The 23,688-nt window shown below is 70.9% G+C and carries 25 protein-coding genes; 10 read left to right on the top strand and 15 right to left on the bottom strand.

Going from position 1 to position 23,688, the window contains the following annotated elements; all coding sequences use genetic code 11:
• Positions 1 to 11: 11 nt before the first annotated feature.
• The 4 genes from ACWCV3_RS12715 to ACWCV3_RS12700 are packed head-to-tail and all read right to left on the bottom strand — an operon-like array spanning position 12 to position 3,600.
• Positions 12 to 422: a VOC family protein gene (locus ACWCV3_RS12715; protein ID WP_451222340.1), complete on the bottom strand. Its 411-nt coding sequence runs from the start codon at positions 420 to 422 to the stop codon at positions 12 to 14.
• 10 nt (positions 423 to 432) lie between these two features.
• A complete protein-coding gene (locus ACWCV3_RS12710) occupies positions 433 to 876 on the bottom strand; it encodes a helix-turn-helix transcriptional regulator (RefSeq protein WP_451222338.1) in 444 nt (147 codons plus the stop codon).
• Positions 877 to 911: 35 nt separating this feature from the next.
• Positions 912 to 2,105 carry an extracellular solute-binding protein gene (locus ACWCV3_RS12705; RefSeq protein WP_451222336.1) on the bottom strand — a complete coding sequence of 398 codons (1,194 nt, stop codon included), beginning with the start codon at positions 2,103 to 2,105 and terminating at the stop codon, positions 912 to 914.
• A 46-nt stretch (positions 2,106 to 2,151) separates the two neighbouring features.
• Positions 2,152 to 3,600 (bottom strand): gamma-aminobutyraldehyde dehydrogenase, encoded by a 1,449-nt coding sequence (locus tag ACWCV3_RS12700; protein ID WP_451222334.1) that lies wholly within the window; start codon positions 3,598 to 3,600, stop codon positions 2,152 to 2,154.
• 208 nt (positions 3,601 to 3,808) lie between these two features.
• On the opposite strand from ACWCV3_RS12700, the gene ACWCV3_RS12695 reads away from it, so the two are divergent.
• The 8 genes from ACWCV3_RS12695 to ACWCV3_RS12660 all read left to right on the top strand — a co-directional run bounded on the left by ACWCV3_RS12695 (position 3,809) and on the right by ACWCV3_RS12660 (position 11,028).
• Positions 3,809 to 4,327 carry an Lrp/AsnC family transcriptional regulator gene (locus tag ACWCV3_RS12695; RefSeq protein WP_161203079.1) on the top strand — a complete coding sequence of 173 codons (519 nt, stop codon included), beginning with the start codon at positions 3,809 to 3,811 and terminating at the stop codon, positions 4,325 to 4,327.
• A gap of 2 nt (positions 4,328 to 4,329) precedes the next feature.
• Positions 4,330 to 5,694 (top strand): aspartate aminotransferase family protein, encoded by a 1,365-nt coding sequence (locus tag ACWCV3_RS12690; protein WP_451222332.1) that lies wholly within the window; start codon positions 4,330 to 4,332, stop codon positions 5,692 to 5,694.
• Between the two features lie 179 nt (positions 5,695 to 5,873).
• Positions 5,874 to 6,614, top strand: coding sequence for an ABC transporter ATP-binding protein (locus ACWCV3_RS12685; protein WP_451222330.1), 741 nt, complete (start codon positions 5,874 to 5,876; stop codon positions 6,612 to 6,614).
• On the top strand, positions 6,596 to 7,864 hold the full coding sequence (locus ACWCV3_RS12680; protein ID WP_451222328.1) for a hypothetical protein: 1,269 nt from the start codon (positions 6,596 to 6,598) through the stop codon (positions 7,862 to 7,864). The genes ACWCV3_RS12685 and ACWCV3_RS12680 overlap by 19 nt, the downstream gene beginning before the upstream one ends.
• 104 nt (positions 7,865 to 7,968) lie before the next feature.
• Complete coding sequence (locus ACWCV3_RS12675) at positions 7,969 to 8,376, top strand: VOC family protein (RefSeq protein WP_451222326.1); 408 nt, start codon at positions 7,969 to 7,971, stop codon at positions 8,374 to 8,376.
• Between the two features lie 10 nt (positions 8,377 to 8,386).
• Positions 8,387 to 8,869 carry a phosphotransferase-like protein gene (locus ACWCV3_RS12670; RefSeq protein WP_451222324.1) on the top strand — a complete coding sequence of 161 codons (483 nt, stop codon included), beginning with the start codon at positions 8,387 to 8,389 and terminating at the stop codon, positions 8,867 to 8,869.
• Between the two features lie 165 nt (positions 8,870 to 9,034).
• Positions 9,035 to 10,162: an LOG family protein gene (locus ACWCV3_RS12665; RefSeq protein ID WP_451222322.1), complete on the top strand. Its 1,128-nt coding sequence runs from the start codon at positions 9,035 to 9,037 to the stop codon at positions 10,160 to 10,162.
• Positions 10,163 to 10,320: 158 nt separating this feature from the next.
• Complete coding sequence (locus tag ACWCV3_RS12660; RefSeq protein ID WP_451222320.1) at positions 10,321 to 11,028, top strand: LAETG motif-containing sortase-dependent surface protein; 708 nt, start codon at positions 10,321 to 10,323, stop codon at positions 11,026 to 11,028.
• 37 nt (positions 11,029 to 11,065) lie between these two features.
• Here the strand turns inward: ACWCV3_RS12660 and ACWCV3_RS12655 are convergent, their stop codons facing one another.
• The 5 genes from ACWCV3_RS12655 to ACWCV3_RS12635 all read right to left on the bottom strand — a co-directional run bounded on the left by ACWCV3_RS12655 (position 11,066) and on the right by ACWCV3_RS12635 (position 16,822).
• The gene (locus tag ACWCV3_RS12655; RefSeq protein WP_451222318.1) at positions 11,066 to 12,124 is read right to left on the bottom strand and encodes an ABC transporter ATP-binding protein; all 1,059 of its coding nucleotides are present in this window, start codon (positions 12,122 to 12,124) and stop codon (positions 11,066 to 11,068) included.
• The gene (locus ACWCV3_RS12650; RefSeq protein WP_451222316.1) at positions 12,124 to 13,725 is read right to left on the bottom strand and encodes an ABC transporter permease; all 1,602 of its coding nucleotides are present in this window, start codon (positions 13,723 to 13,725) and stop codon (positions 12,124 to 12,126) included. Before ACWCV3_RS12650 ends, ACWCV3_RS12655 begins: the two co-directional genes overlap by 1 nt.
• 50 nt (positions 13,726 to 13,775) lie before the next feature.
• The gene (locus ACWCV3_RS12645; RefSeq protein WP_451222314.1) at positions 13,776 to 14,849 is read right to left on the bottom strand and encodes a thiamine ABC transporter substrate-binding protein; all 1,074 of its coding nucleotides are present in this window, start codon (positions 14,847 to 14,849) and stop codon (positions 13,776 to 13,778) included.
• A 229-nt stretch (positions 14,850 to 15,078) separates the two neighbouring features.
• Entirely contained in the window at positions 15,079 to 16,185 is a 1,107-nt protein-coding gene (gene rlmN / locus ACWCV3_RS12640) for a 23S rRNA (adenine(2503)-C(2))-methyltransferase RlmN (protein WP_451222312.1), read from the bottom strand.
• A 118-nt stretch (positions 16,186 to 16,303) separates the two neighbouring features.
• Complete coding sequence (locus tag ACWCV3_RS12635) at positions 16,304 to 16,822, bottom strand: hypothetical protein (protein ID WP_451222310.1); 519 nt, start codon at positions 16,820 to 16,822, stop codon at positions 16,304 to 16,306.
• 375 nt (positions 16,823 to 17,197) lie between these two features.
• Here ACWCV3_RS12635 and ACWCV3_RS12630 point away from each other — a divergent pair, with 375 nt between their 5' ends.
• Positions 17,198 to 17,374: a hypothetical protein gene (locus ACWCV3_RS12630; protein ID WP_451222308.1), complete on the top strand. Its 177-nt coding sequence runs from the start codon at positions 17,198 to 17,200 to the stop codon at positions 17,372 to 17,374.
• Positions 17,375 to 17,466: 92 nt separating this feature from the next.
• Here the strand turns inward: ACWCV3_RS12630 and ACWCV3_RS12625 are convergent, their stop codons facing one another.
• The 5 genes from ACWCV3_RS12625 to rpsB form a co-directional block, all read right to left on the bottom strand.
• Positions 17,467 to 18,507 carry a phosphatidate cytidylyltransferase gene (locus tag ACWCV3_RS12625; RefSeq protein WP_451222306.1) on the bottom strand — a complete coding sequence of 347 codons (1,041 nt, stop codon included), beginning with the start codon at positions 18,505 to 18,507 and terminating at the stop codon, positions 17,467 to 17,469.
• A complete protein-coding gene (gene frr / locus ACWCV3_RS12620) occupies positions 18,507 to 19,064 on the bottom strand; it encodes a ribosome recycling factor (protein WP_026248385.1) in 558 nt (185 codons plus the stop codon). Before frr ends, ACWCV3_RS12625 begins: the two co-directional genes overlap by 1 nt.
• Before the next feature lie 179 nt (positions 19,065 to 19,243).
• A complete protein-coding gene (pyrH, locus tag ACWCV3_RS12615; protein WP_031183704.1) occupies positions 19,244 to 20,002 on the bottom strand; it encodes a UMP kinase in 759 nt (252 codons plus the stop codon).
• A 190-nt stretch (positions 20,003 to 20,192) separates the two neighbouring features.
• Complete coding sequence (tsf, locus tag ACWCV3_RS12610; RefSeq protein ID WP_030808611.1) at positions 20,193 to 21,029, bottom strand: translation elongation factor Ts; 837 nt, start codon at positions 21,027 to 21,029, stop codon at positions 20,193 to 20,195.
• 147 nt (positions 21,030 to 21,176) lie between these two features.
• Positions 21,177 to 22,076, bottom strand: a complete 900-nt coding sequence (rpsB, locus tag ACWCV3_RS12605) for a 30S ribosomal protein S2 (protein ID WP_451222303.1) — start codon at positions 22,074 to 22,076, stop codon at positions 21,177 to 21,179.
• Between the two features lie 271 nt (positions 22,077 to 22,347).
• Here rpsB and ACWCV3_RS12600 point away from each other — a divergent pair, with 271 nt between their 5' ends.
• Positions 22,348 to 22,926 carry a peptidoglycan DD-metalloendopeptidase family protein gene (locus ACWCV3_RS12600; protein WP_451222301.1) on the top strand — a complete coding sequence of 193 codons (579 nt, stop codon included), beginning with the start codon at positions 22,348 to 22,350 and terminating at the stop codon, positions 22,924 to 22,926.
• A gap of 181 nt (positions 22,927 to 23,107) precedes the next feature.
• Here the strand turns inward: ACWCV3_RS12600 and ACWCV3_RS12595 are convergent, their stop codons facing one another.
• Positions 23,108 to 23,665 carry a TetR/AcrR family transcriptional regulator gene (locus tag ACWCV3_RS12595; RefSeq protein ID WP_451222391.1) on the bottom strand — a complete coding sequence of 186 codons (558 nt, stop codon included), beginning with the start codon at positions 23,663 to 23,665 and terminating at the stop codon, positions 23,108 to 23,110.
• Between the last annotated feature and the right edge of the window lie 23 nt (positions 23,666 to 23,688).

The following is a 23,688-nucleotide window of genomic DNA, read 5'->3' as shown; positions in this document are numbered from 1 at the left end:
CCGGTCCTGGCTCAGCGGTGCTCCTGGATGCGGAGCATGTTGCCCGCGGGGTCCCGCACAGCGCAGTCCCGGATGCCGTACGGCTGGTCGGCGGGCTCCTGGACGATGTCGGCTCCGGCCGCCACCAGCCGGTCGAAGGTGCCGTCCAGGTCCGGGGTGGCCAGCACGAGGCTGGCGTACGTGCCCTTGGCCATCATCTCGGTGATGACGCGCCGCTCCTCGTCGGTGATGCCGGGGTCCATGGCGGGCGGGCTCAGCACGATGCTGGTGTCCGGCTGGCCCTTGGGGCCGACGGTGAGCCAGCGCAGGTTGTTGTGTCCCACGTCGTTGCGCAGCTCGAAGCCGAGGGTGTCCCGGTAGAAGGCGAGCGCCGCCTCGGGGTCGTCCTGCGGGAGGAAGCCGGCGTGAATGGTGAGGTCCATGGCCGTCACGCTAGCCCTGGCCCGGGACCCGCGCTTCTCGATTCCTGACCGGTCTGGTCACCACCTTGACCACGCAGGTCGGCAGCCCCTCCGTGGCCCGCGCGGCCTCGCTCCGGTAGACGCTCGGCGCCATCCCGACCAGCTCGCTGAACCGCGTGCTGAACGTCCCCAGCGACGAGCACCCCACCTCGAAGCACACCTCGGTCACGCTCAGATCCCCGCGCCGCAGCAAGGCCATCGCCCGCTCGATGCGCCGCGTCATGAGATAGCTGTAGGGCGACTCCCCGTACGCGGCCCGGAACTGCCGGCTGAGATGCCCGGCCGACATGTTCACCCCACGGGCCAGTTCCTGAACGTCCAGCGGCCGCGCGTACTCCCGGTCGATCCGGTCCCGCACCCGCCGCAACAACCTGAGCTCCCTCAGACGGTGCGGGGCACCGGGTGACGTGGTCATCCTGAGATCGTGCCACGGCGGGGGGCGTCGGCCCCCTACAACCCCACGATCGAGTTCCACCGCCGCGCGAACTCCGGCCGTTCCGTCGGCTTGATGTCGCGGGCGATGGCGAGGCGCCCGCGCATGGGGCCGTCGGGGAAGATCAGGGGATTCGCGGCGAGAGCGGCGGTCTCCCGGTCGGGGCTGTCGGCGAGGATGTGCCGGGCTGCCGGGACCGGGCAGACGTAGTTGACCCAGGTGGCGAGTTCGGCGGCCACCGACGGGGTGTAGTAGTGGTCGATCAGGCGCTCGGCGCTGGCCTTGTGGGTCGCGCGGTCGGGGATCATCAGGGAGTCCGACCAGAGTTCGGCACCCTCCTCGGGGACGACGAAGCGGATGTGCGGGTTGTCGGCCTGGAGCTGGATGACGTCGCCGGAGTACGCCTGGCAGGCGAGGACGTCACCGCTGACCAGGTCCTTGGTGTAGTCGTTGCCGGTGAAGCGGCGGATCTGGCCCCGGCGGACCTCGCGTTCCACCTCGTCGCACATGGTGTGGAAGTCGGCGGCCGTCCAGCGGGTGATGTCCACGCCGTTGCCCTGCATCAGCAGCGCGAACGCCTCGTCCAGCCCGGACAGCAGGGTCACCCGGCCCCTGAGGTCCCTCGCCCAGAGGTCCTTCACGTGCCGGATCTCGCGGCCGAGCCTGCGGCGGTCGTAGGCGATGCCGGTGATGCCCGACTGCCAGGGGACGGTGTACATGCGCCCGGGGTCGAAGGCGGGCCGGCGCAGCAGCGGGTCCAGGTACTCGGCCACGTTGGGCTGCTCGGCCCGGTCCATCCGCTGGACCCAGCCGAGGCGGACGTAGCGCGCGCACATCCAGTCGCTGATGACGATCAGGTCCCGGCCGGTGGGCCGGTGGTTCATCAGGGCGGGGCTGATCTTGCCGAAGAACTCGTCGTTGTCGTTGATCTCCTCGACGTAGTCGACGGAGATCCCGGTGCGCTTCTCGAAGGCGTCCAGCGTGGGCCGCTTGTTCGCGTCGCCGTCATCGGTGTCGATGTACAGCGGCCAGTTCGACCAGGTCAGCCGGTGATCGGTGGCGGACCGGTCGGGGGCGGAGCGGTCGCCGGGGCGGACGTACGCCGAGGGCACCCCGCACCCGGCGAGCGCGCCGAGCGCGGCGGTGCCCCCGAGGGCCCGCAGCACGGACCGGCGGGAGGGGGCGGAACCACGAACAGAGGTGTGAAGCACTCGGAAAGTGTGCCGCCCCGTCCCCCCGGGGGACAATCGGACCTGGTCAGGAGTCCAGCGACGTCATCACGTGCTTGATCCGCGTGTAGTCGTCGAACCCGTACGCCGACAGGTCCTTGCCGTAGCCCGACTTCTTGAAGCCGCCGTGCGGCATCTCCGCGACCAGCGGGATGTGGGTGTTGATCCACACGCAGCCGAAGTCCAGCTTCTTGGACATGCGCATGGCGCGCCCGTGGTCCTTGGTCCACACCGAGGAGGCCAGCGCGTAGTCGACGCCGTTGGCCCACTCGACGGCCTGGTCCTCGTCGGTGAAGGACTGGACGGTGATGACCGGCCCGAACACCTCGTTCTGGATGATCTCGTCGTCCTGCTTGAGGCCGGAGACCACGGTCGGGGCGTAGAAGTACCCCTTGTCGCCGACCTGGTGGCCACCCGACTCGACCTTGGCGTGCGCGGGCAGCCGCTCGATGAAGCCGGCCACCTGCTTGAGCTGGTTGGGGTTGTTCAGCGGGCCGTAGAGCACGTCCTCGTCGTCCGGCTGCCCGGTCTTCGTCTCCGACGCGGCCTTGGCGAGCGCGGCCACGAACTCGTCGTGGATGGACTCCTGGACGAGGACGCGGGTCGCGGCCGTGCAGTCCTGGCCGGCGTTGAAGAAGCCCGCCACCGAGATGTCCTCGACGGCCTTGGGGATGTCGGTGTCCTCGAAGACGACGACCGGCGCCTTGCCGCCCAGCTCCAGGTGGACCCGCTTGAGGTCCTTGGACGCCGACTCGGCGACCGACATGCCCGCGCGCACCGAACCGGTGATGGAGGCCATGGCCGGGGTCGGGTGCTCGACCATCATGCGGCCGGTGTCGCGGTCGCCGCAGATGACGTTGAAGACGCCGGCCGGCAGGACCGAGCCGATGATCTCGGCGATGAGGACGGTGGAGGCGGGGGTGGTGTCCGAGGGCTTGAGGACGACCGTGTTGCCCGCGGCGAGCGCCGGGGCGAACTTCCACACGGCCATCATCATCGGGTAGTTCCACGGTGCGACCTGCGCGCAGACGCCGATCGGCTCGCGGCGGATGATGGAGGTCAGGCCGTCCATGTACTCGCCGGCGGAGCGTCCCTCCAGCATCCGGGCCGCGCCCGCGAAGAAGCGGATCTGGTCGACCATCGGCGGGATCTCCTCGGAGCGGGTGAGCCCGACGGGCTTGCCCGTGTTCTCCACCTCGGCCGCGATGAGTTCCTCGGCCCGCTCCTCGAACGCGTCGGCGATCTTGAGCAGGGCCCTCTGCCGCTCGGCGGGGGTGCTGTCGCGCCAGGCCGGGAACGCCTTGGCTGCCGCGTCCATGGCGGCGTCCACGTCCGCCTGCCCGGACAGCGGCGCGGTCGCGTACACCTCACCGGTGGCGGGGTTGACCACCTCGGTGGTCCGTCCGTCGGCGGCGTCCCGGAACTCACCGGCGACATAGTTCCGGAGTTTGCGCAGCCCACGCGGCTCGGTGCTCACTGCCGGCCTCCTGATCTGGTTCGAGGGTTCGAGCTGTCCCCGCCCCGGAGGGCCGCACGGGCTGTCCGATGGCTGAGACAGCCCAACCCTAGTCGGGACACCCGCGTTTTCAACACCCCCACCGCGACCCGTCCTGCGAAATCCGCACACTGAACGCCCCTGGACAACGAATTTCATCGATCGAGCCTTGCGAAACTGTCGAGGTGTCGTGCACAGTGAGGGCGTGGCCAGTCGAAGCACAGAACACAGGGACTCCGCCCGCGAGTCCAGGAGCGGCACCCCGCAGTTGGACGCCGTGTCCCTCGCCATCATCGAGCAGCTCCAAGAGGACGGCCGCAGGCCCTACGCCGCGATCGGCAAGGCGGTCGGACTCTCCGAGGCCGCGGTGCGCCAGCGGGTGCAGAAGCTGCTCGACCAGGGCGTGATGCAGATCGTGGCGGTCACCGACCCGCTCACCGTGGGCTTCCGCCGCCAGGCGATGGTCGGGGTGCACGTCGAGGGCGACGTGGACGGGGTCGCGGACGCGCTGAGCGCCATGTCGGAGGTCGAGTACGTGGTCATGACGGCGGGCTCCTTCGACGTCCTCGCCGAGATCGTCTGCGAGGACGACGACCACCTGCTGGACGTGATCAACCGGCGTATCCGGGCCCTGCCCGGTGTCCGCTCCACCGAGAGCTTCGTCTATCTCAAGCTCAAGAAGCAGACCTACATGTGGGGAACCCGATAACCGTGACGCAGAAGGACCTCAGCCGCACAGCGTACGACCACCTGTGGATGCACTTCACCCGCATGTCGTCGTACGAGAACTCGCCCGTCCCCACCATCGTGCGGGGCGAGGGCACCCACGTCTTCGACGACAAGGGCAAGCGGTACCTCGACGGCCTGGCGGGTCTGTTCGTGGTCCAGGCCGGGCACGGCCGGGTGGAGCTGGCCGAGACCGCGCTGAAGCAGGCGCAGGAACTGGCCTTCTTCCCGGTGTGGTCCTACGCCCACCCGAAGGCGATCGAGCTGGCCGAGCGGCTGGCCGGCTACGCCCCCGGCGACCTCAACAAGGTCTTCTTCACCACCGGCGGCGGCGAGGCCGTGGAGACCGCGTGGAAGCTGGCCAAGCAGTACTTCAAGCTGGTCGGCAAGCCCGCCAAGCACAAGGTGATATCCCGCTCGCTGGCCTACCACGGCACCCCGCAGGGCGCCCTGTCCATCACCGGCCTGCCCGCGCTGAAGGCGCCCTTCGAGCCGCTGGTGCCGGGCGCGCACAAGGTGGCGAACACCAACATCTACCGCGCCCCGATCCACGGTGAGGACCCCGAGGCGTTCGGCCGCTGGGCCGCCGACCAGATCGAGCAGCAGATCCTCTTCGAGGGCCCGGACACGGTAGCGGCCGTCTTCGTGGAGCCGGTGCAGAACGCCGGCGGCTGCTTCCCGCCCCCGCCCGGCTACTTCCAGCGGGTGCGCGAGATCTGCGACCAGTACGACGTGCTGCTCGTCTCGGACGAGGTCATCTGCGCCTTCGGCCGCCTGGGCACGATGTTCGCCTGCGACAAATTCGGCTACGTCCCCGACATCATCACCTGCGCCAAGGGCATGACCTCGGGCTACTCCCCGATCGGCGCCACGATCGTCTCCGACCGGATCGCCGAGCCGTTCTACCGGGACGACAACGTCTTCCTGCACGGCTACACCTTCGGCGGTCACCCGGTGTCCGCCGCAGTCGGCCTCGCCAACCTCGACCTGTTCGAGCGCGAGGGCCTGAACCAGCACGTCCTGGACAACGAGGGCGCCTTCCTGCGCACCCTCCAGAAGCTGCACGACCTGCCCATCGTCGGCGACGTCCGCGGCAACGGCTTCTTCTACGGCATCGAGCTGGTGAAGGACAAGGACACCAAGGAGTCCTTCGACGCCGACGAGATCGAGCGCGTCCTGTACGGCTTCCTCTCCAAGGCCCTGTTCGAGAACGGCCTGTACTGCCGCGCCGACGACCGCGGTGACCCGGTGATCCAGCTCGCGCCGCCGCTGATCGCCAACCAGGAGACGTTCGACGAGATCGAGCAGATCCTGCGCGCGACCCTGACGGAGGCGTGGACGAAGCTCTGACCCCTCCGCCCCCGGCCCCGGCTCCGCCCGTTCGAGTGAGAACGGCGGTCCGGGGCCGTGTGCTGTGCCGCCTCCCCCTCGGTGCTGCCTACCGTGCCCAGTGACCGATCGGCCCGCTCTTCGTTCCCCCGAACAGGGCACAGGACACGGGAAAACGGATCAGAACCGAGGTGTACGCCATGGAGGCTCCGCCGGACAACGACGTGCTGTGGGCACGCTCCCTGCACTTCAAGCATCCCGACGGCTCCCCCGGCATCGCCGGCATCTCGCTGGGCGTCCGGGAGAGCGAGATCCTCGCGGTCGGCGGCCCGCGCGGCAGCGGCAAGACGACCCTGCTGCGCTGCCTGTCCGGGCAGGTCCGGGTGGACGAGGGCGAGGTGTGGTTCAACAGCTCCCCCGTGCACACCATGGGCCCGATGGCCCGCGAGAAGCTGCGCCGCGACCGCTTCGGCTGGATCGACCCGGCCCCGGCGCTCGTGCCGGAGCTGAACGTGTGGGAGAACGCGGCGCTGCCGCTGATGCTGCGCGGTACCGGCCGCCGCCGCGCCAAGGTGGCCGCGATGGAGTGGCTGGAGCGGCTGGACGTGGGCGACAAGTCCAGGAAGCGCCCGCACGAACTGCTCCAAGCGGAGCGGCAGCGCGTCGCCATCGCCCGCGCGCTGGCCCCGGGGCCTACGGTGCTGTTCGCCGACGAGCCGACCGCGCCGCTGCACCGGGCCGACCGGGGGCACGTCCTGCGCACGCTCACCACGGCGGCCCGCTCGCACGGCATCACGGTGGTCCTCGCCACGCACGACCCGGAGACGGCGGCCCTCGCCGACCGCTCGGTCTCGCTGCTGGACGGACGCCGGGTGAAGACCGTGCACCTCCCGGACACCCCGGACACGGAAGGCCGGGCGGCGTGCTCGCTCTCCGTCTGACCCGCGCGGCCAGACCCGCCGTCCAGTTGCGCCGCCTGCTCGTGGCGGCCGCCTCGGCGGGCACCGGCTTCCTGCTGCTCGGCTCCCTCGGCTACGCGATGGGCCACCCCGGGACGCCGGGCGCGGCGGCGCTGCGCCTGGCCTGGTGCGTGGTGCCGCTCGCCGCGACGGTCTACCTGGCCGCCGCGGTGGCCCGTACCGACCCCGGCACCCAGCCCCGGCCGGGGCTGTCGGCGGTGGGACTCGGGCCCGGCCGGCTGATGGCGGTCTCCGCGCTGACCACCCTGCTCGCCTGCACCCTGGGCTCGTTGGTCGCCCTGCTGTTCTTCCTGCATCTGCGCGGCGACCTGTCGGGGCTGCCCATCGACGGCAGGGGCGCGCAGTTCACCGCGGCCGGCCGGCCGCTGCCGGTCCCGGCCGCGCTGACCCTGCTGGCTCTGCTGCCGGTCACCGCGTCGGGCGCGGTGGCGCTCAGCCTCCGTCCCCGGGACCCGCGCCGTCCCACCGCGAGGGGCGCGTCCTTGGGCGCCCGTCGCCACGCCGTCCTCCACAAGGCGGAGGCCCCGGCCGAGATCCCCGTGGAGGCCGGGGCCGGGGAGGCCGGGGCCGAGGACGCGAGCTGGTCGGACGTGCTGACCGTCGCACCGCCGCCCCGCGAGGCCCCGGCGGGCTTCCCCTGGGGTGTCGCCGCGCTGGCGGCGGGCCTCGCCGTGCAGGCGTACGCCAACCGGGCCGCCCCGGCGTCCGTGCTGGCGCTGCCCGTGGAGGGTGCGGCGGTGCTGGCCGGCTGGCTGCTCACCGCGCTCGGACTGGTACTGGCCGCGCCGGGTCTCGCCTACCTGTGCGGACGGGTGCTCCAGTCGGCGCAGCCGGGCGCCCTGCGGCTGCTGGCGGGTCGGGTGCTGATGTCGGAGGCCACGCGCATCGGACGCCCGCTCGGGGTGGTCTGCGCGGTGACGTCGGCCGCGCTCGCCACGACCGCGATGTACGACCAGCCGGCGGCCGCCTTCGGCCCGCTGTCCACCGTGGCCACGCTGGTGGTCGGCGGCTGCTCCCTGGCCACCTTGCTGACGGCCGCCGTGGAGACCCGCCAGTCCCGCGCCGGCACCACGGCCGCGCTGCTCCGCCTCGGCGCCCCCGCCACGATGCTGCGGGGCTCCGCCGCGCTGCGGGCCGCCGCGCTGATCGCGCTGTTCGTACCCCTCACCCTGCTGATCGCCTACCTGTCGGCGCTGCCGCCGACGCACTGACGTGAGGCGAGCGGAAAAAGTTCGCGGGCCGCCGATGAGTTCTCCGGCGGCCCGCCGTCTGTACCGGGGAAAGCAGCACGCGCATTGATCGCAGGGGAGAGACCGTGTACCAGCAGATGATCTTCATGAACCTGGTCACCACCGACGTGCCCGCCACCCGGAAGTTCTACAGCGACCTGGGTTACGGCATCAACGAGCAGTTCAGCACGGACGACGTGGTCAGCGTGGTGATCAGCGACACCATCGTGGCGATGTTCCTGTCGCCCGCGCACTACGCCCAGTTCACCCAGAAGAAGATCGTGGACTCCCGGACCTCCAGCGAGGCCCTGCTCTGTCTGAGCGCCGAGAGCCGGGAGAAGGTCGACGAACTGGTCGAGAGGGCCATCGCGGCGGGCGGCACCTCGCACGGGGCGACCCAGGAACACGGCTTCATGTACGGCCGCGCCTTCGACGACCTCGACGGCCACACCTGGGAGATCATGTGGATGGACCCGGCCGCCGTCCAGGGGTGACCACGCCCCGATGACAACAGGCCGCGTCAGCTTCCTGAACGGTACGTCGAACTCCGGGAAGTCGAGCATCGCGCGCGAGTTGCTCGGCATCCCGGACGACGGCGTGCACCCCCATCTCGCGGTGGACTCCTTCAACGCGAAGCGAGCCCAACGGGATATGTCCCGAAAGGAGTTCGAGACCGTCTTGCGCCGGACCCGGCGCGGTTTCCACCCCTTGGTCTCGGCCATGGCCGAGACGGGCAACGACCTCGTGGCGGACCACGTGCTCGGCGAGACGTGGCGGCTGACCGACCGCCTGGCCGTACTGCGGCCCGAGGACGTCGTCTTCGTCGGAGTCCACTGCCCGCTGGAGGAACTGGAGCGGCGCGAACGGGCGCGCGGCGACCGGGAGGCGGGGCTCGGCGCCCTGCGGTACGACCTCGTCCACGCCCACGGCGACCACGACCTGGGTGAGGCGGGTCCGGGGGATGAGCCGGAGCAGCACTGGCTGTGACCGGAAAGGTTCGCCGGAAAGCTCGCGGCGTCCGGTGCGGTGCATCGCAAGGCGGACCATCGCCCGCGTACCGGATGTACCCGGGCGACGCGACAACGCGGCGAGGTGCCGTGCCGGACGCCGCGAGCCGGTGAACCTTGCCGGTCACGGCACTAGCATGTGCGGATGCCTCCGATACCCGCCCGACCCGAAGAGGTCGCCCCGGACCACGAGATCGAGTCGCTGGCGGAGTTCGACGCCGTCGTCGCCGCGCACGGGACGCTCGCGGGATTCCGCGTGCAGGCCGTCGACCTGACCGGCCGTACGGAAGACCTGCTGCGGCTCGATTCCGGGGGCGCCGCCTTCCTCGGCTGCCCCATGGACCCCGGCGCGGCGACGCATCTGACCGCCCGTGGGGCCCTGGTGTTCCCGCCGGTGCCGGGCCTGCCCTTCGACCCGTACCGAGGATTCGTCTACACGCCCGAGGAGTTGTTCGCCTCGTTGGCCGACGGGTACGAGGCGACGCCGGACGCGCTGGCGTACACGTGGTTCCAGCGGACCAGGTCCGACGGTGACATCCTCGCCTCGATGCTCCGCGCGATGCACGACGACTCGGTCTCCGACGCGCTGGACGAACATCTCACCGGTGCCCGGGTGGTGGGCGTCATGGGCGGCCACGCGATGGCCCGCGGCACCGAGGAGTACGCGGGCGCGGCCCGGCTCGGCCGCGAACTGGCCCGCGCCGGGTTCACGGTGGCGACCGGCGGCGGTCCGGGCGCGATGGAGGCGGCCAACCTCGGCGCGTACGCGGCGCCGTTCGAGGACGGGATGCTGACCGAGGCCCTGCGGATGCTGGCCAAGGCGCCCTCCTTCACCCCGTCCGTGACGGACTGGGCCCGGGCCGCCTTCGAGGTGCGCGAACGCTGGCCGGACGGGGGCGGGTCGGTGGGCATCCCGACCTGGTTCTACGGGCACGAGCCGCCCAACGCGTTCGCCTCCCACCTCGGTAAGTACTTCGCCAACGCCACACGGGAGGACGGCCTGCTGGCCCGCTCCAACGCCGGCGTGGTGTTCCTGCCGGGGGCGGCCGGGACCGTACAGGAGATCTTCGACAACGCCACCCCCAACTACTATGGCTCGCGCGGCAATCCGACACCCATGGTGCTGGTGGACGAGGAGCACTGGACCGAGAGGCTTCCCGCCTGGCCCCTGCTGCGGGCGTTGGCACGGGAACGGCCGATGGAGTCCCGTATCGCCCTGGTTGGCCGGATCGAGCTGGCTCCCGACGCACTGAAACGTCTCACCGAGCAATAAGAAGGTAAAGTCAACCCCCTTGTACCGCCTATGCATTGACATGCTTATGGCGCACTTATAAACCTGTGTGTCTTGTGGGGAGGCTGGGGCTCAGCTCCGTCCGCTGCTCCAACTCCCCTCCAGCCCCCCGCAGTTCTGCACTCAGCAAAGGACATGACTTGTCCATATCCCGCCGTAACGCGCGCCGCTCCGTGCGCATCCTGGGTGTTGCCTCCGCCTCCGCCGCTCTGCTGCTGGGTCTCTCCAGCCAGGCCCTGGCGTGCAACATCCGTGACTTCTCGGCCGAGGCCCTGTGCACCGGGGACGAGGGCCAGATCGTCGTCACCGACATCGACGCCTCGAAGCGCACCGCCACCGTCACCGTGTTCCTGGAGAACAACGGCGCCGACGACAGGCAGGTCGGTGAGAAGGAGGTGACCGGGGCCCGCGAGGGCGCCAAGGTCGTCTTCGACGAGGACTGGAAGGCCAACGCGACCTACCGCGTCCACATCAAGGTCCCCGGCCTGGTGGACGAGGACATCAAGGGCAACGTGACCACCCCGGCGACCGCGTGCAAGAAGGAGGAGTCCCCCTCCCCGACGCCGCCCGCCTCCGAGTCCCCGGCGCCCACCCCGTCCGCGTCGGTGCCCGCCGGCGACAGCGCCACCCCGGCGCCGTCCGCGAGCGAGAGCAGTGGCGGCGCCGCCCCGGTGTCCGCGGAGCCGAGCAACGCCCCCTCCGCCGCGATCGGTGACTCCAACCTCGCCGAGACCGGTGCGAACTCCAACACCGGCCTGATCGCCGGTGTCGCCGGTGCCCTCGTCGTCGTCGGCGGTGGCGCGGTGTACTTCGGCATGCGCCGCCGCGGCGCCAGGAGCGGCAGCTGACGCTCCGCCCGCCGGACCCGGCAGCGGCCCGTCCCCGTCACGCGCGGGGGCGGGCCGCTGTCCTTGCCTCGGCCCGGCCGAGGACGACGGTCTCCGCCGCGTCGAACTCCACCCCGGTCCCGGCGCCGGTCTCCGGGGCCTCGCGCAGCGGGCAGGCGGCCTCCAGGTGCGGGCCGCCGTCGCGGGGCTGGAGCCGGAGCGCCACATGGGTGCCCTTGAAGGTGCGGGCGGTCACCGTGCAGGCCAGCCCCTCGCCGGCGTCTACGAGCCGCACCCCGGCAGGCCGCACCAGCACCTCCCCGGCACCCTGCGGCGACCCCTCGGGCACGGGCAGCCTGCCCCAGGGGGTGTCGGCGGCCGTCCCGGTCACACTCGCCGGGACCACGTTCTCGAAGCCGAGGAAGCGGGCCACGAAGGCGTCGGCCGGCCTGCGCCACACCTCCAGCGGAGTCCCGGACTGCGCGATCCGCCCGTCCCGCATCACCACCACCCGGTCGGCCAGCGCGAACGCCTCGCCCTGATCGTGGGTGACGGCGAGCACGGTGGTGCCCAACCGGCCGAAGAGGTCCCGGAGTTCGATCACCAGCCGCTCCCGCAGCGAACGGTCCAACTGCCCGAGCGGCTCGTCCAGCATGAGCAGCCTCGGCCGGGGCGCGAGCGCCCGCGCGAGGGCCACCCGCTGCTGCTCACCGCCCGACAGCCCGGCGACCGCACGCCGGGCCGCGCCGGGAAGCCCGACCAGCTCCAGCAACTCCTTCACCCGGGCGTCCCGTTGCTCCTTGGGCATGCCGTGCATGCGGAGTCCGAAGGCGACGTTGCCGCCGACGTCCCGCTGCGGGAAGAGCTGGTGGTCCTGGAACATCAGCCCCACCCCGCGCCGGTGCGCGGGTACCCCCGCCTGGTCACGGCCGTCGAGCGACACCCGCCCCGAGGACAGGGGCTGGAGTCCGGCCACGCTCCGCAGCAGGGTCGACTTGCCGCTGCCGCTGGGCCCGAGCACGCACACCACCTCGTGCTCGGCGACCTCGAGGTCCACCGTGTCGAGCACGGGCCGCCCGCCGAGACGGACCGTCGCCTCTTCGAGGCTCAGCAGCATCAGAACTCCCCCGTCCGGTCGGTGCGCAGCCGCTCCAGCACGAGCAGCGCGGCCGCGCAGACGACCATGAGAATCGTGGAAAGGGCCATGGCCTGGCCGTAGTTCAGCTCTCCCGGCCGTCCGAGCAGCCGGGCCACCGCCACCGGCAGCGTGGGGTTGTCGGGCCGCGCGATGAACACGGTCGCCCCGAACTCACCGAGCGACACCGCGAACGCGAACCCGGCCGCGACCAGCAACGCCCGCCGCACCAGCGGCAGATCGACCTCCCGCCACACCCGCCAGGGCGACGCACCGAGCACGGCGGCCGCCTCCCTGAGCCGGGCGTCCACCGCCCGCAGCACCGGCAGCATGGTCCGCACCACGAAGGGCGCGCCGACCAGCGCCTGCGCGAGCGGGACCAGGAACCAGGACTGGCGCAGGTCCAGCGGGGGCTCGTCCAGCGCGATCAGGAAACCGAAGCCGACCGTCACCGCGGAGACACCCAGCGGCAGCATCAGCAGCGCGTCGAACCCGCGCATCAGCCGGCCCGCGTCCCGCCGGGCCAGCGCCGCGGCGGCGAGGGCGCCGACCACCAGGGCGATACCGGTGGCGGCGACGGCGTACTCCAGCGAGGTCCACACCGCGTGCAGCGGCGCCACCAGGAACGTACCGCCGTCGGCGTCGGTCAGTGCCCGGTAGTAGCCGAAGCCCGGCGCGTCCAGCGAGCGGCGTACGAGTACTCCGAGCGGCAGCACCAGCAGGACGGCGACGGTGGTGAGGACTCCGCCGAGCAGGGCCCACTGGCCGGCGCCGCGCGGACGGCGGGCGGTGCCGGAGGCGTCGACCAGGCGCAGCGCGGTCTCCCGGCGCCGTACCGTCCAGGCGTGCACGGCGAGGATCGCGCCGACCGCCGCGAACTGCACCAGCGTGAGGACGGCGGCCGTGGTCAGGTCGAAGACCTCGGAGGTCTGGCGGTAGATCTCCACCTCCAGGGTGGAGAAGGTGGGTCCGCCGAGGATCTGGACCACACCGAAGGAGGTGAAGGTGAACAGGAAGACCATCAGCGCGGCGGCGGCCACGGCGGGCGCCAGCGCGGGCAGGGTCACCTGGCGCCAGGCGCGCAGCGGGGACGCGCCCAGCATCCGGGCGGCCTCCTCCTGCCGCGGGTCGAGCTGTCCCCAGAGACCGCCGACGGTGCGGACGACGACGGCGTAGTTGAAGAAGACGTGCGCGACGAGGATCGCCCACACCGTGGTGTCCAGGCGGACGCCCCACAGCTCGTCCAGCAGTCCGCCGTGGCCGACCAGGGCGAGGAACGCGGTACCGACGACCACCGTGGGCAGCACGAACGGCACGAGGACGACGGCCCGCAGCACCTGCTTGCCGGGGAACTCCAGCCGCGCGAAGACCCAGGCGGCGGGCAGCGCGATCAGCAGGGTGAGCGCGGTGGAGGCGAGCGCCTGCCAGGTGGTGAACCAGAGCACGTGCCGGATGTCGGAGCGGCCGAGCACCTCGGTGAACCGCCCGAGGTGCCAGGCGCCGCCCGCCTTGAGCCCGCGCGCGGTGATCGCGGCGACGGGCCAGGCGAAGAACAGCGCGAAGAACGCGACGGGCAGGGCCATGAGCCCCAGCCGCGCCGCGCTCCCGCGGCTTCGCCGTCCGGCCGCTCCGGTCACTTCAGTACGAGTGACGTCCACGAGCTGACCCACTGGTCGCGGTTGGCGGCGATCCTCGCGGGCGCCATGGTCGCCGGGTCCTTGGCGGCGGGCCCGTACTCGGTGAACTCGGCGGGGACCCGGGCGTCCTTGGTCACCGGGTACACGAACATGTTGAGCGGCATGTCCTGCTGGAACCGCTTGGTCAGGAGGAAGTCGAGGAACGCCTTGCCGCCGGCGGGGTTCTTCGCGTGGTTCAGCAGGCCGGCGAACTCGACCTGCCGGAAGCAGGTGCCGTCGGCGACGCCGGTCGGGGCGGTCTTCGGCTTCTTCTTGGCGTAGATCACCTCGGCGGGCGGCGAGGAGGCGTACGACACGACGAGCGGGCGGTCACCGCCCGCCTTCCTGCCCTCGGAGGAGCCGGAGAACTCCTGGTAGTAGGCCTGCTCCCAGCCGTCGACGACCTTGACGCCGTTGGCCTTCAGCTTCTTCCAGTACCCCTCCCAGCCCTTGTCGCCGTAACCGGCCGCGCTGCCGAGCAGGAAGCCGAGGCCGGGCGAGGAGGTCGCGGCGTTCTCGGTGACCAGCAGGTTCCTGTACTTCGGGTCCGCGAGGTCGGCGAAGGTGCGCGGCGGCTTCAGCTTGTGCTCGGTGAAGTACGCCTTGTCGTAGTTGACGCAGATGTCGCCGTGGTCGACCGGGGTGACGCGGTGCCTGGCCGCGTCGAGCTGGAAGGCGCCGTCGACCTGGCCGAGGCCCTTGGCGGCGTACGGCTGGAAGAGGCCGTTGTCGAGGGCGCGGGAGAGCAGGGTGTTGTCGACACCGAAGAAGACGTCCCCCTGGGGGTTGTCCTTGGTGAGGATCGCCTTGTTGACGGCCTGGCCGGCGTCGCCGTCCTTGAGGACGCGCAACCGGTAGCCGGACTGCTTCTCGAAGTCCGCGATCACGTCCTTGGACGCGGCCCACGAGTCGTGGCTGACGAGGGTCACGGTCCTGGTGTCCGCGGCCCCCTTGGTGTCGGTGGACCCGCACGCGGAGAGCGTGAGCAGGCCGAGGCCGGCCGCCGCGGCCACGAAGGTCTTGGTGTGCACTGGTGATCCTCCTGGGTGGGCCAGGAAGAGACGCGGCCCTGCGCGGACTCCGCGAGGGAGGCCGGGCAGGGCGCAGCAGCTTGAGTGGTGACCGAACTTCCTACCCAGAATGACCTGGGCGAGGTTCAGAGGGTCTGCGGCCTGGTTGCCGCACTCTCAGCGCTGTGGCGCTCCCCTGTCGGAATATGCAGATGTATGACTCGTATGACGTTGTACTGACCGGCCCAGGTTACCGCTCGGTGGCCGCGAGCTGGCCACACGCCCCGTCGATCTCCTGACCGCGGGTGTCCCGGACGGTCACCGGCACGCCGTGCGCGGCGATGGCCTCCACGAACGCCTTCTCGTCCTCGGGCCGGGACGCGGTCCACTTGGAGCCGGGGGTGGGGTTGAGCGGGATCAGGTTGACGTGCACGGGCCTGCCCTTGAGCATCCGGCCGAGCCGGTCGCCCCGCCACGCCTGGTCGTTGATGTCCCGGATGAGCGCGTACTCGATGGACAGCCGACGGCCCGACTTCGCCGCGTACTCGAACCCGGCGTCCAGCACCTCGCGCACCTTCCACCGCGTGTTCACGGGGACGAGGGTGTCGCGCAGCTCGTCGTCGGGGGCGTGCAGGGAGATCGCCAGCCGGCACTTCAGGCCCTCGTCGGCGAAGCGGTGGATGGCGGGGACGAGGCCGACGGTGGACACGGTGATGCCGCGCTGGGAGAGGCCGAGACCGTCGGGGGCGGGATCGGTGAGGGCACGAACGGCCCCGACCACGCGCTTGTAGTTGGCGAGCGGCTCGCCCATGCCCATGAAGACGATGTTGGAGAGCCGGGCGGGCCCGCCGGGGACCTCGCCGTCCCTGAGCGCACGCATGCCGTCCACGATCTGGTGCACGATCTCGGCGGTGGACAGGTTCCGGTCGAGGCCGGCCTGGCCGGTGGCGCAGAACGGGCAGTTCATCCCGCACCCCGCCTGGCTGCTGATGCACATGGTGACCCGGTCCGGGTACCGCATCAGCACCGACTCCACGAGCGTGCCGTCGAACAGGCGCCACAGCGTCTTACGGGTGGTCCCCTGGTCCGTGGACAGATGCCGGACCACCGACATCAGCTCCGGGAACAGCGCCTCCCGCAGCTTCTCCCGCGAGCCGGCCGGGATGTCCGTCCACTGCTCGGGGTCGTGCGCGTACCGGGCGAAGTAGTGCTGCGAGAGCTGCTTGGCACGAAACGGCTTCTCCCCCGCCTCCGCGACGGCGTCCTTCCGCTCCGCGGGCGAAAGATCAGCGAGATGCCGCGGCGGCTTCTTGGCTCCGCGGGGGGCAACGAAAGTGAGTTCTCCGGGCTTGGGCATGGTGGTACCAGTGTCTCAGATCGACTTGGGGTGCCCGGGCCGGAGCGGGGTGGGGGTGGTCACCCCTCGGTGGTGTCCGTCGACGTACCACGGACGCTGCCGGGAGGCCGTCGGCTGGTCACCACACGTCGACGGACCAGACATCCCCCTTTTGATGTCCGCCTGGATCTGGGTCGCCTGACCCGTAGGGGTCAGGGTCGGCGACGACGTGGATGCGGGCGGCGGACGCGGATACGCGGTAGCAGTCCATGTCACTCGACGTGCTGTGCTGGTCGAGTTCCACCGTGTGGCCCAGGGCCAGGATGGCGGCCTGCAGTTCCTCGAACGGGACTCTGGGTGCGAATTCCCCGTATTCCCGTGAGAGCGGGGACGGCACGATGCTCGGGGACTGGTCGTACAGGAGTCGTTGGATCTTCACGCCGAAACCGAAGCACGACATCTGCCCTTGCCGCCCTGGCTGGTCCGGCGAGAAGTTGATCTCCACGAGCCCGTAGTCCCGCCGCAGCAGGCCACCACCGGGAACATCGAGGCTCGTCGCCCCCAGAACGGCTTCCCAGGTTTTCGGGCCGGCACCGAGACCAACTCCGAGAACCTCACCGCAGACGGCGACATGAGCGTAGAAGTCCAGAGCGGACACCGGCCAACTCCCTCAACAGTCCGGACACAAGTGGCTTCAGCCCCGCCGGCCCACTGCCCGCAGCACACCACCTGATCGAAACGAGCCCTCGAGTAGCGGCCCTGAGCCCAGAGCCCAGAGCCCAGAGGAGACTACTGGTCGGATGCCGCCGAGCTTCCACGTATCTCGGGGTAGAGGCGGTGTCAGCGATGTACAGCTCGAAGGGCAGGAAGTCGCCGATGAAGGGCAGTGTCCAGTCGGCCTTGAAGAGCTGGCCGAACGCCTGGGTGCTGCTGGGGCTGATCCGGAAGAGCCGGAAGCCCTGCGCTGAGACGCGCGACGGTCCGAGTCCAGAGTGGCGGCCTGCCCTGCGGACCGAGGCGGAAGGGTAAGGGAATGCCGACGGCTCTCAAGGTTCTGATCGTGGCCACGTGCTGCGCCACGATCGGGCTGGTCCTGAACATCATCGACGCTGGTATCAGCCCGCTGGTCGGGGTGATGACCGCCCTCTGGGCCGTACTCTTCGCGACGACGGCCTGGGCCGTGATCAACGACCGCCGTCGGCGGGCCTGAGACCGCGCCGACGCCGGCTTCAGCCTTTCTGCGGGGACAACGCAGCGGGCCCCGCTCTCGGAGGGAGAGCGGGGCCCCGGGCCGAACGGCGACTAGGAGCCCACGAACGCCACCAGCAGCAGCCACACCACTGGTGCCGTGGGGAGCAGGGAGTCTAGGCGGTCCATGATTCCTCCGTGGCCGGGGAGGAGGGTGCCCATGTCCTTGATGCCGAGGTCCCGCTTGATCATGGACTCGCCGAGGTCGCCCAGCGTGGCGCTGCACGCGACCGCGAGGCCGAGGACCAGGCCCTGCCACCAGGCGCCGTCCTCGATGAGGAACTGCATGCACAGGGCGCCCGCGACCATGGCGAAGGCGATCGCGCCCAGCAGGCCCTCGCGGGTCTTGCCGGGGCTGATGCGCGGAGCGAGCTTGCGCTTGCCGAAGCGCCAGCCGACCGCGTACGCGCCGGTGTCGCTGACCACGGTGAGGAGCAGGAACGTCAGCACCCGCCAGGCACCGTCGTCGGCGGTGAGCATCATCGCGACGAAGGTCGCCAGGAACGGCACGTAGAAGGCGGCGAAGACGCCGGCCGTGACGTCCTTGAGGTAGCCCTCCGGCGGCTGCGTCATCCGCCAGACCAGGACGGCCAGCGCGGTGAGCGCCGTGGCCACCCAGGCGCCCTCGGCGCCGCGCGCGTACCCGGCGACCACCATGGCCGCGCCGCCCACCGCGAGCGGCACCAGGGGTGCCTTGATGCCCTTGCGTTCCTGGAGCCGGCTGGTCAGCTCCCACAGACCGACGACCACCGCGACGGCGACCACACCGACGAACACGGCCTTGACGACGAAGAGCGAGGCGATGATGACCACGCCGAGCCCCACGCCGACGCCTATGGCCGCGCTCAGGTCACGGCCCGCGGTCTTCTTCGGCACGGGCACCGGCTGAGGGGCGTCGGGCATCGGGTCGTCGTCCTGGTCTCCGCCATACGCGGGTACGTCGGGCACGCTGGGCATGGGGCGAGTCTGCTGCGCCTCGGGCGCATCGTATGCGGGACCCGCCGTGACAGCCCCCTGGACAGGCCCACCCGCGGTGGGCCCCCAGTACCCGGCCTGCCCCGCCTGCGGCGGCGCCCCCCAGGAAGAGTCGCTCATCAGACTTCGAGGAGCTCCGCTTCCTTGTGCTTGAGGAGCTCGTCCACCTGCGCCACGTACTTGGCGGTCAGGTCGTCGAGCTCCTTCTCGGCGCGGCGGCCCTCGTCCTCGCCGACCTCGCCGTCCTTGATCAGCTTGTCGATGGCGTCCTTGGCCTTGCGGCGCACGGAGCGGATCGAGACCTTGGCGTCCTCGGCCTTGTGCTTGGCGACCTTGATGTAGTCGCGGCGGCGCTCCTCGGTCAGCTCGGGGAACACCACACGGATGATGTTGCCGTCGTTACTGGGGTTGACGCCCAGGTCGGAGTCACGGATCGCCTGCTCGATGTTGCGCAGCGCGCTCTTGTCGAACGGGGTCACCACGGCCATCCGCGGCTCCGGCACGGAGAACGAGGCGAGCTGGTTGATCGGCGTCGGGGCACCGTAGTAGTCCGCCACGATCTTGTTGAACATCGCGGGGTGCGCACGGCCGGTGCGGATCGCGGCGAAGTCCTCCTTGGCGACCACGACGGCCTTCTCCATCTTCTCCTCGGCTTCGAGGAGGGTCTCTTCGATCACCACTTGCTCCTGCGTGTCTTGAGTAAGGCCCGGCCCCGATGCCCGGTCGGGCGGCGGGCCGGCTGCGTCGCGTCTGCTTCCTGCACGGTTCCCGACCGGCAGAAGATTGTCCATCCCCCGGCCGGGGCGCGTTCCGTCCTTGCCCCGGACGGGTCGCGCCGGTGGCGCGGGGCCGCCGGTCAGTCCCGGCTTCCCTCGTCACCCACGAGCGTGCCGATCTTCTCACCCTTGACAGCCCGCGCGATATTGCCCTCGGCCAGCAGCTCGAACACGAGGATCGGCAGGCTGTTGTCGCGGCACAGGGTGACGGCGGTGGCATCGGCGACCTTGAGGTCGCGGGTGATGACCTCGCCGTAGCCGAGCGCGTCGAACTTGACGGCGTCGGGGTTGGTCTTGGGGTCGGCGTCGTAGACACCGTCCACACCGTTCTTGCCCATGAGCAGCGCCTCGGCGTCGATCTCCAGGGCACGCTGGGCGGCGGTGGTGTCGGTGGAGAAGTACGGCATGCCCATTCCGGCACCGAAGATGACCACGCGGCCCTTCTCCAGGTGGCGCACGGCGCGCAGCGGGATGTACGGCTCGGCGACCTGGCCCATCGTGATGGCGGTCTGCACGCGGCTGTCGATGCCCTCCTTCTCCAGGAAGTCCTGGAGGGCGAGGCAGTTCATCACGGTGCCGAGCATGCCCATGTAGTCGGACCGGGCCCGGTCCATGCCGCGCTGCTGGAGCTCGGCGCCGCGGAAGAAGTTGCCTCCGCCGATCACGACCGCGATCTCGGCGCCGTCACGCACGACGGCGGCGATCTCGCGGGCGATCTTGTGCACCACGTCCGGGTCGACGCCGAGGCCACCGCCGCCGGAGAAGGCCTCTCCGGACAGCTTCAGCAGAAACCGGCCGCTTACTTTGCCGTCGTCGCTCTTCTGGGCCTTGGTGGTCATGGAGATCCCGCCTCTTTCACGTGTTGCACATACGAAGAAGGCCATTGCCGGTGGGTCGCTTCTCGCTCCCGTGCGCGGCAATGGCCTCCTCGTCAGATCTGCTGCCGTCCGCCGCACAGCCACGGACGGCGGACCGCGCGGACGACTGCTGTCGACCCTATCGGGGTCGCGCGTCGATCGCGGTACGGACTCAGATGCCGACCTTGATGCGCGAGAAGCGCTTCAGGGTGACACCGGCCTCGTCCAGCACCTTCTGGACGGACTTCTTGTTGTCCAGGGCGTACGGCTGGCCGAGCACCGTGGCGTCCTTGAAGAAGCCGTTGAGGCGACCCTCGACGATCTTGGCGATCGCGGCCTCGGGCTTGCCCTCGGCGCGGGTGGTCTCCTCGGCGATGCGGCGCTCGGACTCGACGACCTCGGCCGGCACGTCCTCCTTGGAGAGGTACTTCGGCGCGAACGCGGCGATGTGCTGGGCGATGCCCTTGGCGACCTCGGCGTTGGGCTTGTCCAGCTCGACGAGGACACCGATCTGCGGGGGCAGGTCGGGCATCGTGCGGTGCATGTACGCGGTGACGTAGCCGTCGGTGAACTGCGCGAAGCGGTCCAGGACGATCTTCTCGCCGAGGTTGGCGTTGGCCTCGTCCACGAACGCCTGGACGGTCTTGCCGGGCTCGATCTCGGAGGCGAGGAGCGCCTCGATGTCGGCCGGGGAGGTCTTGGCGACGTGCTCGGCGATGGCGTTGGCCACGGCCTGGAACTTGTCACCCTTGGCGACGAAGTCCGTCTCGCACTTCAGCTCGACGAGGACACCCTCGGAGTTGTCGTCGGCGATGATGGAGACCACGGCGCCGTTCTCGGCGGAGCGGCCCTCACGCTTGGCGACGCCCTTCTGGCCCTTGATGCGCAGCGCCTCGACGGCCTTCTCGACGTTGCCCTCGGCCTCGTCCAGCGCCTTCTTGCAGTCCATCATGCCGGCGCCGGTGAGCTCACGGAGCTTCTTGACGTCGGCGGCGGTGTAGTTCGCCATGAGTCAGTGAGTCTTTCTGGAAGTCTTGGGAGATCGGAGATCCGCACGGGCCCGCGACCGGCCGGTGGCCGGGTCGCGGGCGTCGTGTCGGGCTACGGATGACGGACGGGGTCTGGGTTCGTGCCGGCCCCGCCGTCAGCGCCGGTGTCAGGCCTGCTCGGCCTTGGGGGCCTCGACCTCGGCGGCAGCCTCTTCGACGGCCTCGGAGACCGCGGCGTCGGGGGCGGGGGCCTCGGCGGCGGTCTCGACGGCCTCGGTGGCCTCGTCGGCCTTCTTCTCGCCCTCGAGCAGGTCGCGCTCCCACTCGGCCAGCGGCTCGGCCGCGGCCTTCTCGCCCTTGTCACCGGTGGCGACGCGCGAGCGGGAGATGAGGCCCTCGGCGACGGCGTCGGCGATCACGCGGGTGAGCAGGGTGACGGAGCGGATCGCGTCGTCGTTGCCCGGGATCTTGTAGTCGACCTCGTCGGGGTCGCAGTTGGTGTCGAGGATGGCGACGACCGGGATGTTGAGCTTCCGGGCCTCGCCGACCGCGATGTGCTCCTTCTTGGTGTCCACGATCCAGACGGCGCTGGGCACCTTCTGCATCTCGCGGATACCACCGAGGGTCTTCTCGAGCTTGGCCTTCTCGCGGGAGAGGACCAGCAGCTCCTTCTTGGTCAGACCGGAGGCGGCGACGTCGTCGAAGTCGATCTGCTCGAGCTCCTTGAGGCGCTGCAGACGCTTGTAGACGGTCGAGAAGTTGGTGAGCATGCCGCCCAGCCAGCGCTGGTTGACGTAGGGCATGCCGACGCGGGTGGCCTGCTCGGCGATGGCCTCCTGCGCCTGCTTCTTCGTGCCGACGAACATGACCGTGCCGCCGTGGGCGACGGTCTCCTTGACGAACTCGTAGGCGCGGTCGATGTACGACAGCGACTGGAGCAGGTCGATGATGTAGATGCCGTTGCGCTCGGTGAAGATGAAGCGCTTCATCTTCGGGTTCCAGCGACGGGTCTGGTGACCGAAGTGGACGCCGCTCTCCAGCAGCTCCCGCATCGTGACGACGGCCATGGCCATCTCCTTGAGTTTCTCGGTTGTGCCGCGTCCGCCGGACGGCGGTCGCGCCTGACGCCCGCGGTGCGCCGTGCCGCGAAGGACCGAGGGGCGCTTGTACGAACCCTGTGACGGGCTTCGTACCGGGGCGTGCGAAGTCGACCCGGTGACCCGGATCGCCAGAAGAAGTGTACGGGACGGCCGGGGCGGCGGGTGACGCCGCTGTCCACAACCGGCAGGTTGTCCACAGATCCCGCCGGGATCGGCCGTTGGACGGCAGGGTCCTCGTATGCGATCACTGGTGCGTCACGGGCCGAACCGGGTGCTTGTGCCCCTGCTGCTGGCCTTCGCCGCGCTCACGCCCCTGGCGTGGGCGGAGCCGCCGCCGGAAGGGAGACCCCCTGGTGAGCGGGTGCCCGCGCTGGCCCGGACGTGGCCGGTGGGGACGCGTCCGACGGTGCTGCGGGGCTGGGAGCCGCCCGCCACCGTGTACGCCGCCGGGCACCGGGGCGTGGACCTGGCGGCGGGGCTGGGCGCCCCGGTGCGGGCGGTCGCGGCGGGCCGGGTGTCGTACGCGGGGCGGGTGGCGGGACGGGGCGTGGTCGCGGTGGCGCTGGCGGGTACCGCGCTGCGGACGACGTACGAGCCGGTGCGGGCCGGGGTGAGGGCGGGTACGGAGGTCCGGGCCGGGGAGGTGGTGGGGACGGTGGAGGGCACCGGGTCGCACTGCCCCGAGGCGTGCGTGCACTGGGGGCTGCTGGACGGGGAGACCTATCTGAACCCGCTGGGACTGCTGCCGCCGCGGCTGCTCGGGCACGGCCCGTCCCGGCTGCTGCCGGTGCTGGGGGTTCCGGTGCCGCCGGGTTAGGGCCTGCCCGGCGGATCGAGGTGCGCGGAGGCAGCGGTGCCGGTCGACCCCGGTGAGCGTGGTCTGGTGCGTCCGGGTGCGAGGCGGAGGAGGCAGTCGACGCGGAGCGTCGGCGAGGGGCGGCAACGCGGCGAGGGGCGGCACCAGCCCCGCGAGCCCGGCATGGTCCGAACGAGAGGCCCTAGCCCCGGACGCCCCGCAGCGCTATGGCGACGGCCGCCTCGGTGATCGCCTCGGGATGTTCGGCCGCGCCGAGTTCGATACGGCGCACGGCCGCGTCCACGACGCCCTGGAGCAGCATCGCGGCGAGCCGGGGCTCCTCGTGCCCGAGGTCGGCCAGGGCCTCGACGATCATGGCCACGAGCCCGCCGTGGGCGGCGCGGATCTTCTCCCGGGCCCCGGTGTCGAGTTCGCCGGCGGAGATGGCCACGACGGCGCGGTGCCGCCGGTCCCCGACCAGGGCGAGCTGGCGGCGCACATACGCCTCGACCTTGCCCTCTGCGGTGGGGGCGTCGGCCATCGCGGCCTCGACCTCCGCCGCCCAGACGGGGAAGTCGGCCTCGCACAGTTCCTCGACCACGGCGCCCCGCGACCGGAAGTACTCGTACACCGACGACCTGGCAAGACCGGTGCGCTCCGCGAGCGCGGGGAAGGTCAGCGCGTCCGTCCCGCCCTCGGACAGCAGGGTCCGGGCCGCGTCCAGCAGGGCGGCTCGCTGCATCGACCGGTGCTCGGCCACGGAGGCCGCTCGAATCCTTGGCA

This window comes from Streptomyces sp. NPDC001781 (assembly GCF_053596035.1).
This window is presented reverse-complemented; position numbering and strand designations above follow the sequence as displayed.